This is a genomic window from Geobacillus sp. (assembly GCF_017515625.1).
Classification (GTDB): domain Bacteria; phylum Bacillota; class Bacilli; order Bacillales; family Anoxybacillaceae; genus Geobacillus; species Geobacillus stearothermophilus.
Map to the genome: position 1 here is coordinate 1 of NZ_JAFWFM010000031.1, position 2533 is coordinate 2533.

Genomic DNA, 2533 nt, shown 5'->3' on the forward strand with positions numbered 1-2533 from the left:
GAGGGATGTTTTTGAAGAAACGGTCGATCACATCACTTGTTGCTGCGCTGTCGCTTGGAATGGGCCTATGGGCAGCGCCGGCGGCCGCCCCGCAGGCCGCCAATTCGGGAGCACCTTTGGCAGCCAGGCACGGCGGTCCGGTCGATTTGGCGGTGGCGAATGAAGAGAAGCTGGCGGAGATGTTGAAAAAAAGCGGCAAGCTTCGCGCTGACGCCACCCCAGCTGAGGCGGAAGCAGCGGTGCGCGCCTATTTAAAACAAAAGGCGGCCCACACTTCGAAAGAAAAAGGAGAATTGCACGAATACGAGGCAAAGCGGGCCGATGTGCTGCGCGAGAAGGGGCAGAAAAACAGTATTTTGAATGGGAAAGGAAAAAAGCTTGGCCAGACGAAAAAAGATTCCGTTCCGTCTGTCAAGCCAGAGGCATGGAACGGTGGCAAGCGGGTGGACCGCGTGCTCGTTTTGCTCATTGAATACCCGGATTTTCCGCACAACCGCATTCAACCGAATGAGACGGATATGTATTATAAAGATTATACCCGTGAACATTATGAAGACATGATTTTCGGCGGGGATGACGGCTATTACGCAGGACCGAACGGAGAAAAACTCATCTCGGTGAAAAAAAGTATTATGAAGAGCAATCAGGCGGCAGCTATTCGATCGAAGGAAAAGTGGCGGGCTGGTATCAGGCGAAGTATCCGGCTAAATACTATGGCGGCAACGTGCCGACCCCGGATGGCAATGACGCCAATCCGCGGGCGCTTGTGCGCGAGGCGCTGGCGGCGGCTGCGAAAGACCCGAGCATCAATTTGCGCGAGTTTGACCGAGAGGATCGGTATGATTTGGATGGCGACGGCAACTACCGCGAGCCGGACGGCTTGATCGATCATTTGATGATCATCCACTCGAGTGTCGGTGAAGAGGCGGGCGGCGGTTCGCTCGGCGGCGACGCGATTTGGTCGCACCGCTGGAATTTGGGATCGGTCTATCGCATCCCGAACACAACAACCGATGTGCCGTATTGGCGCGGCCAGCTGGCGGCGTACGACTACACAATCGAACCGGCCGATGGGGCGGCAGGGGTGTTTGCCCATGAATACGGCCACGATTTAGGGCTGCCGGATGAATATGATACGATTTACTCCGGCTTGGGCGAGCCCATTGCCTATTGGTCGATTATGTCCAGCGGGAGTTGGGCGGGGCGCATTCCGGGCACGGAGCCGACCGGCTTCAGCGCCTGGGCGAAACAGTTTTTGCAATCGACGATGCCGGGAAGCAACTGGCTGACCGGGGCGACCGTTGAATGGAATGAGATTACAAAAGACGGTGTAGAAGTATTGCTTGACGAAGCAAGCACGAAAGGGACGAACAACGATGCCGTGCGCATCAACTTGCCGGACAAAGAAACGGTCATCACGACCCCGCCAAGCGGTGTGTACGCCTATTTCTCTGGAAGCGGAAACAACTTAGATCATACGATGGCAACGACGATCGATTTGACGAAAGCGTCCAAGGCGATGCTGGCATTTGATACATGGTATGCGATTGAGAAAGATTGTGATTACGGGGCGGTGGAAGTAAAACCGCATGGCAGCAACGAATGGACAACAATTCAAGGAAACATTACAACGACCGACAATCCGTACGGGCAAAACCCTGGCAACGGCATTACCGGTACGTCAAACGGCTGGGTGAAGGCGGAATTTGACTTGTCGGCCTATGCAGGACAAACGATTGACCTCCGTTTCCATTACATCACTGATGCGGCGGTGTCGGAAGCTGGCTGGTATGTTGACAACATTCAAGTGACGGCAGATGGAACAATCGCGCTCACAGACGATGCAGAGGGCGACAGCGCTTTCGCGTTGGACGGTTTTGCGAAAAGCGACGGCATCGCGCGCTCGAAGCATTATTATTTGCTTGAATGGCGCAACCACCGCGGCGTCGATGAAGGGCTCGCCCATATTTTGCGCGGCGACCGGCTTCTTTCGTACGATCCAGGGCTTGTCGTCTGGTATGTGGATGAAGGCTATGACAACAACTGGACGGGCGTCCATCCGGGCGAAGGGTTTCTTGGCGTTGTGGATGCCGACCAGCATACGTTAAAATGGTCGGGCAATACGACAGCGTCGACTCGCTATCAAGTGCACGATGCGGCGTTCAGCCTGCAAAAAGGAGCCCCATTCCGCGTGGCAATCAATGGCTCACAGCTGATCGACAACGATACATCGCCGACGCCGGTGTTTGACGACAGCCGGTCGTATGACAATAAAGGGGCCGTCGACGCCGGCCGGAACGTGCCCAACTATGGCCTAAAAATCCGCGTCATCGGTGAAAGCGCTGACTGCACGGCAGCGCGTGTGTTGATCCACCGCTGACCACCTCCAAAGGCGCACGGAACATTTCCGTGCGCTGAACATTTATCTTAATTAGGCGAGAAGACTCCCACTTCAACGAAGCGAATCGGAGTAAGTGGGAGATGAATCGCCTTAACTATATTTTGCTGAAAATAGGATAGATTCAGTAAAATA

The 2533-nt window shown here is 54.8% G+C and carries 1 pseudogene; it reads left to right on the top strand.

Annotation, left to right across the window (positions count from 1 at the left end):
- Nucleotides 1–11: 11 nt before the first annotated feature.
- Nucleotides 12–2380 (top strand): annotated as a pseudogene (locus IKE44_RS01895) (immune inhibitor A domain-containing protein).
- The last annotated feature ends 153 nt before the right edge of the window (nt 2381–2533 follow it).